The 6,305-nt window shown below is 64.2% G+C and carries 6 protein-coding genes; all 6 read left to right on the top strand.

Annotation, left to right across the window (positions count from 1 at the left end; genetic code table 11):
* The first annotated feature begins 147 nt into the window (after positions 1 to 147).
* Positions 148 to 702 carry a YceI family protein gene (locus MRBLMA1_RS07200; protein WP_363735840.1) on the top strand — a complete coding sequence of 185 codons (555 nt, stop codon included), beginning with the start codon at positions 148 to 150 and terminating at the stop codon, positions 700 to 702.
* Between the two features lie 62 nt (positions 703 to 764).
* Positions 765 to 2,078, top strand: a complete 1,314-nt coding sequence (locus tag MRBLMA1_RS07195) for an MFS transporter (protein ID WP_363735839.1) — start codon at positions 765 to 767, stop codon at positions 2,076 to 2,078.
* A 357-nt stretch (positions 2,079 to 2,435) separates the two neighbouring features.
* Positions 2,436 to 3,170, top strand: coding sequence for a substrate-binding periplasmic protein (locus MRBLMA1_RS07190; protein WP_363735838.1), 735 nt, complete (start codon positions 2,436 to 2,438; stop codon positions 3,168 to 3,170).
* Positions 3,170 to 3,823, top strand: coding sequence for an amino acid ABC transporter permease (locus tag MRBLMA1_RS07185; protein ID WP_363735837.1), 654 nt, complete (start codon positions 3,170 to 3,172; stop codon positions 3,821 to 3,823). The genes MRBLMA1_RS07190 and MRBLMA1_RS07185 overlap by 1 nt, the downstream gene beginning before the upstream one ends.
* Positions 3,820 to 4,545 (top strand): amino acid ABC transporter ATP-binding protein, encoded by a 726-nt coding sequence (locus MRBLMA1_RS07180; protein ID WP_363735836.1) that lies wholly within the window; start codon positions 3,820 to 3,822, stop codon positions 4,543 to 4,545. The genes MRBLMA1_RS07185 and MRBLMA1_RS07180 overlap by 4 nt, the downstream gene beginning before the upstream one ends.
* Before the next feature lie 266 nt (positions 4,546 to 4,811).
* Positions 4,812 to 6,227, top strand: a complete 1,416-nt coding sequence (locus tag MRBLMA1_RS07175) for an NAD(P)/FAD-dependent oxidoreductase (protein ID WP_363735835.1) — start codon at positions 4,812 to 4,814, stop codon at positions 6,225 to 6,227.
* Positions 6,228 to 6,305: the final 78 nt, after the last annotated feature.

Here is a 6,305-nt window from a genome sequence, read left to right as displayed (position 1 = left end):
GCTCGGCTGGAGCGGTATCCTGCTGGTGGCCGTCCACGTGGCCGCCGCACTCAAGCATCACCTCGTCGATCGTGATGACGTGCTCGCCGGCATGGCTCCCTGGGTGCGCCCTCGCCACATACCTCAGGCAAGAAAGGAAACCCGCCAATGATCTCGCCTCGTCTTCTGATCTGCGTCGCAGCGTTTGCGACCCCGGCCGTAGCCGCAGCACCAGCGTGGCGGGTGTCGCCGCAGGAAGGCCGCGTCTCCTTCGCGGGGACCCAGTCCGGGAAGCCGTTTCAGGGTCGCTTCGACCAGTGGAAGGCGCAGATCGCCTTCGATCCCGCAGACCTGGTGGGTTCAAAGGCTGTGGTGGTGTTTGCTACCGCGTCCGCAAAGACGGGCGATCGCTTTCAAGAGACGACCTTGGCAGGCGCGGAATGGTTCAACTCCGCCGCATTTCCTACTGCCACCTACACGACAAGCAGGATCCGCGCCGCCGGGCCGGGAAAGTACGTGGCGGACGGAGTGTTGCAGATCAAGGGTCGGAAGGTTCCGGTGCAACTCCCCTTTACCTTGGCGATCAACGGAAACAAGGCCACGATGTCGGGCGACCTCGCACTCGACCGGGCGGCGGTCGACATCGGAATGAAATCCGATCCAACCGGCGCCTGGGTCAGCAAAGTTGTCCGAGTGCAGGTGAGGCTCACGGCCCAACGCTGACGGGAGCCTCGCCCGAAGTCTCTGGGCAGAGATCCACCACCGCAAGAATCTGAGAGGTCGTCATGGAAAAAGACCCGCGCGCGTTCGTGTCTGAACGGCCGATGGCGCCGATCCAGATCGCGGCGGTGGTGCTGTGCGTCGTCCTGAACGCGCTCGACGGTTTTGACGTGCTGTCGATCAGCTTTGCCTCTCCCGGCGTCGCTGCCGAGTGGGGGATCGACCGCGCGGCACTCGGCATCGTGCTGTCGATGGAGTTGATCGGCATGGCGGCCGGCTCGGTCGTGCTCGGCAGTCTCGCCGACCGGTGGGGCCGGCGGCCGATCGTGCTCTTCTGCCTGACGGTCATGGCGGCGGGCATGGGGCTCGCGGCTGTAGCCCCGGATGTCGGCACCTTATCGGCTTACCGACTCATCACAGGGCTTGGCATCGGTGGCATGCTGGCCACGACGAATGCGGTGGTTGCAGAGTTCGCCAACGCGCGTCGCCGCCAACTGGCGGTAGCGCTCATGGCGGGCGGCTATCCGTTGGGGGCGATCATTGGCGGCTCGATCTCCTCTCTGCTTCTGCTGGATGGAGGAGACTGGCGCGCGATCTTCGTGTTCGGAGCGATAGTGGCGACAGTACTGATTCCTGTCGTCTGGCTTTTTCTTCCGGAGACTGTCGCCTTTCTGGTCGAGAGGCGCCCCACGCGGGCACTCGAGAGGACGAACGCCGTTCTGAGGAGGATTGGAGCAGACAAGGTCGGCGCGCTTCCCGAAATTGACGCGGCCGGTGCGCGCCCAGGCGTGGCAGCGTTGTTCCAGCCGGCGCTCGCCCGGACGACTGTCCTGCTCACCTTTGCCTACTTCGCGCACGTTATGACCTTCTACTTCATCCTGAAGTGGATCCCGAAGATCGTTGTCGACATGGGCTTTGAGCCGGCGCGGGCGGGTAGCGTGCTGGTTTGGGCGAACGTCGGCGGTGCGCTCGGCGCTCTTGCCTTGAGCCTCCTGACGCAGCGATATGCGGTGCGGAGTCTGGTTGTAGGTGCGATGTTGCTCGCTGCGGTGCTCGTCACCCTGTTCGGACGGGGGCAGAGTGATCTGGCCGGCCTGTCGCTGATGGCGGGCGCCGCCGGCTTCTTCACGAATGCCGCGATCGTGGGCCTCTACGCGGTTTTCGCGCAATCCTTCCCCACGGCAGTCCGCGCAGGGGGAACGGGTTTCGTGGTCGGGATCGGGCGCGGCGGCTCCGCTCTGGGGCCGATTCTGGCTGGATACCTCTTCCAGACAGGCGTCGGACTCCAGGGCGTGGCGGTCGCGATGGCGATGGGTTCCCTCCTCGGCGCCCTTGCTCTGCTTTCGCTGCGCGCGCCGGCAACGTCCTCTTCAACTTGACGGGCGGGCTTTCCAGGTCGACCGTAGGCGTCGCGAGCCGGTGACGACCGCGGTTACCTTCCAGCCCATGCATGTGGCGATCGCCGAGGAGCGAGACCCTTCAGCCGCCAAAGCTGTGGAATGCCATCGGCGGCACTGGGATCGGCAGGTTGAATCGGCACGCGTGGTGAGGGCCTGCATGCCGCCGACATTTGAGGTCGGTTACGTCTGGCTCGGGTCGGCCGTGGTGTCACTCCGACACCGCATGGTTTGCGATTGAAGACTTTCGTGCACCGGGCTGCGCGGGCATGATCCGCCGATGACTGGTCCGATCGATCGCTGCGCGTGATAGAAGCTGAGTGGCACAGGCGCGGATTCATGGTGCTGGCGGCCTCGGCCGCCGTTGCCGCATGTTCTCGTTCGGTGCTCGACGCCCGACAGCTGCGGATCGGATCGTCGCCGACTGGGGTGCCGTTCAGCTTCGTCGACCCGTGGTCCAACGAACTGACTGGGTCGATGGTTGACACTGCCGCTCTCGTAGCCAGGGCGATTGGGCGGGTTCCCGATCTGCGGATCACCTCCTTCGGCGCGCTGATTCCGTCGTTGACGGCAGGCAAGATCGACCTGATCGCGGCCGCCATGCTGCGCACGCCCGAGCGCGAGGCCGTGGTGTCCTTCAGCAGTCCGGTCTACTCCTACTCAGGTGCGCTGGTCGTGCCGGTGGCGTCCGAACGCACCTATCCTTCTCTCGTCTCCCTGAGAGGTCTGCGCGTCGGTGCGCAGATCGGCACCCGGTTCGTAGACCAGCTGCGCTCGGCTGGTGTGATCGATGTCTCGACCTATGACGGACTAAGCGACATCTTGCGTGATCTCGGCTTGGGTAGAATCGACGTCGGTTACGGCGATCAGCCCATCCTCGCCTATCAGCTGCGAGTGGGTCCGAAGCGGCCGGTGCGGCTGGCTGAGGAATTCGCGGCACCGGCCGGCGAGGCGCTGTGCCTGGTCGTACGTAAGGGCGATCCACTGCTGGCGCACGTTGATCTGGCGATAGAACGCATGCGAGCCTCCGCCATTCCGGAGATCAACCGACGTTGGGGATTGGAGGCGTCCTGATGGCCGAATTCCTTAGCGACGCAGTTCTCTACCTTCCAGTCCTGCTGAAGGGCTTGGCCATGACCATCGTGCTGAGCCTATGCGCCTTGAGCTTCAGCGTCGCCCTCGGGCTCCTGCTCGCGCTTGGAGGGATGAGCCGCTTGGCCGCGCTGCGCGCCCCGGCACGCATCTTCGTCAACATAATTCGGGGCATCCCCATCATTGTGCAGCTGTTCTGCGTCTATTTCGTGCTGCCCGAGGTCGGTATCGAGCTGGAGCCGTTCTCGGCCGGGGTGGTCGGGCTCGGTATCGCCTATTCGGTCTACCAGGCGGAAAATTTCAGGTCGGGTTTCCAGTCCGTAGATCCCCAGACCATCGAAGCCGCACGCTCGCTCGGGATGACTGATCGAAATGTGTTCCATCGCGTGACGCTGCCGCTCGGCGTACGCACCGCGCTTCCGCCGTTCGGAAACACCGCTGTGATGCTGCTCAAGGATTCTTCGATAGCTTCGACGATCACCATCGCCGAGCTCACCCGCGCCGGCCAGCTGCTGGCGATCTCGACCTTCAAGAACGGCACGATCTACCTGCTCGTCGCGTTGCTTTATCTCGCGGCCAGCCTGCCTCTCGCCGCCGCTGTCCGTCACCTCGAACGTCGAATGGGCCGGCGATGATAGAGTTGAACGGCGTCGGTAAGGCATTCGGTTCTCACGTCGTTCTCCGCAACGTGAGCTTCTCCGCCGCTCGGGGGGAGGTCACCTGTCTGCTTGGGCCGTCTGGCTCCGGCAAGTCGACCGTGCTGCGCTGCATCAATGGACTCGAACGCCACGATGCGGGCGAAATCCGGGTCGACGGAGATCTTGTTTCGGACGCAACGTTGCTCCCCGTTCGCCGCAAGGCCGCTATGGTGTTCCAGCGGTTCAACCTGTTCCCGCACCGCACTGTCCTCGAGAATGTCGTGGAAGGTCCCGTGCAGGTTCTACGTCGCCCGATCGCAGAGGCGGAGGCGGAAGCTTTGACATTGCTGGAGCGCGTTGGCATGGCCGACTTCGCTCGAGCCTATCCCGCCAAGCTCTCAGGCGGTCAGCAGCAACGGGTCGGCATCGCACGCGCTTTGGCTATGCGGCCGAGCATCATACTGTTCGACGAGCCGACCTCCGCCCTCGATCCGGAGCGGGTCGGAGAGGTCCTGCAGGTGATGCGCGGCTTGGCCGTCGAAGGCATGACCATGATCGTCGTCACGCACGAGATCGCCTTCGCGCGGGAGGTCGGCGATCGCGCGATCTTCATGGACGGAGGTGTGGTCGTCGAACAGGGCGCGGCCCGGGAGGTGCTGACCGCTCCCCGCGCCGAGCGGACGAGGCGTTTCCTGGATCGTGTGCTCAATCCGCTCTGAGGCCTGAGATGTAATGATGCGTCTGCAGCGGCAGCGGAGCCGATTGAAACTTCCTCATAACCTTCGCAGCGCCGATACGATGCGCGGAACACGGCAGGAACGTCAATGAAACCGATTCATTTCTCGTTGAGCCGACTCGTTCGCGAACTTCCACGCTTCGCTCCGGTGCCCGAACCGATCGGCTCGGCCGAGAGCGCCGGAGTTTGGGACGTCCTCGAGCCCACTCGCAAGATATTCTTTCTCTTCGAGCAAGGCGGATCAGGGTCATGACCGAGCTGCGCGATCCACGCCTCGCGGCTCAGTCGATGGCGCAGGTGAGCTACTGGCTGGAGACCTGCGGCGAGGATCTTGTCGCTCGCTCCCGGCTGGCCGGCGACCGCGTCGTTGATGTCGCCATCCTCGGTGGCGGGTTCTCCGGCCTCTGGACAGCCTATCATCTCTTGCGGGCGAGACCCGATCTCGAAGTTGCGATCGTGGAGCGCGAGGTGTGTGGATATGGCGCCTCTGGCCGCAACGGCGGCTGGTGTTCGCCACGCTTTCCGTTGGAGCCAGCGGCGCTGATCTCGAGGTTCGGTATCGATGGAGCACGGGCGATCCTGAAGTCGGTCGAGGCAGCCGCCGCTTACGTCGGGGAAATCTGCGAGCGCGAGGGGATCGACGCCCACTATCGCACGACCGGGGTGCTAAGCCTCGCGCGTAGTCCGAAGCAGGCCGCTTCGCTCTCCAATACGCTTGCGACCTTCGCCAGACTGGGAATGGACGGTCCGCTGCGCCTCCTTAGTGCAGGCGAGGCGTTCGAGCGAGTGCACGCCACCAACATCCATGCTGGCCTTTCCACCTCGATCGGTGCTGCCGTTCATCCGGGCCGGCTGGCGCGGGGACTAGCGCGCGTCGTGGAACGGCTTGGCGGTACGATTTACGAGGGAACGGCTGCAACCGAGCTGCGCACGGGAGCAGATGCGGCCATCGTCACGGCCGCAGGTGACCTGTCCGCGAGACTGGCCGTGGTGGCGGCAGGCGAGGCGTATCTCACCGGACTCCCCCGCTTCCATCGAAGCCTGCTGCCCATGTCGTCGATGATCGTGCTCACCGAACCACTAAGCGAGAGTTTGTGGAGCGAGCTCGGGTGGCAAGGCGGTGAATGCCTCAGTTCGCTGGCGCATACCAAGAACTATCTGACCCGCACCGTCGATGGCCGCATCCTCTATGGTAGTCGAGGCGCCAACTACCGGTTCGGATCGCGAATGGACGACGCCGCCATTCGGGACGAGACGGTGTTCGAGTGGATGCGCGGATGCGTTCGGGAATGGTGGCCGGCACTTGAAGGCGTTAGATTTACCCATGCCTGGGGCGGCTACCTGGGCATACCGCGCGACTGGATGCCCACGGTGACGTTCGATCGACAGAGTCGATTGGCGCAATTGCACGGCTACACGGGACGCGGAGTTGCGACCAGCAGCCTGTTCGGGAAACTTCTGGGCGGATTAATCACCGATCAGTGTACCGGTTTGGAAAAGCTGCCGTTCCATCGCAGTGAAGGCAAGCGGTGGGAGCCCGAGCCTTTTCGCTGGCTTGGCGTTCGATACGTGCAGAACGCGTTTTCACGGATCGACGAAGCCGATGCGGCCGGTCGCGCGCCGCCGTTCGATGCGTCGATCGCAGCAGCTCTGGGCGATCCATGAGGATGAAGGCGATGATCACGGCTGCGAGGCCGATCAAGGCTATCGCGCTGCCCGATCCGACGAACAGACCGCGCCGAT

Source organism: Sphingobium sp. LMA1-1-1.1 (genome assembly GCF_040676365.1).
In the GTDB taxonomy this organism is placed as follows: domain Bacteria; phylum Pseudomonadota; class Alphaproteobacteria; order Sphingomonadales; family Sphingomonadaceae; genus Sphingobium.
This window is presented reverse-complemented; position numbering and strand designations above follow the sequence as displayed.

What these genes read in the sequence shown, in the direction of transcription:
- MRBLMA1_RS07190 (WP_363735838.1), top strand. Translation starts at nt 2,436, where the DNA reads ATGGTGCTGGCGGCCTCGGCCGCCGTTGCCGCATGTTCTCGTTCGGTG.
- MRBLMA1_RS07185 (WP_363735837.1), top strand. Translation starts at nt 3,170, where the DNA reads ATGGCCGAATTCCTTAGCGACGCAGTTCTCTACCTTCCAGTCCTGCTG.
- MRBLMA1_RS07200 (WP_363735840.1), top strand. Translation starts at nt 148, where the DNA reads ATGATCTCGCCTCGTCTTCTGATCTGCGTCGCAGCGTTTGCGACCCCG.
- MRBLMA1_RS07195 (WP_363735839.1), top strand. Translation starts at nt 765, where the DNA reads ATGGAAAAAGACCCGCGCGCGTTCGTGTCTGAACGGCCGATGGCGCCG.
- MRBLMA1_RS07180 (WP_363735836.1), top strand. Translation starts at nt 3,820, where the DNA reads ATGATAGAGTTGAACGGCGTCGGTAAGGCATTCGGTTCTCACGTCGTT.
- MRBLMA1_RS07175 (WP_363735835.1), top strand. Translation starts at nt 4,812, where the DNA reads ATGACCGAGCTGCGCGATCCACGCCTCGCGGCTCAGTCGATGGCGCAG.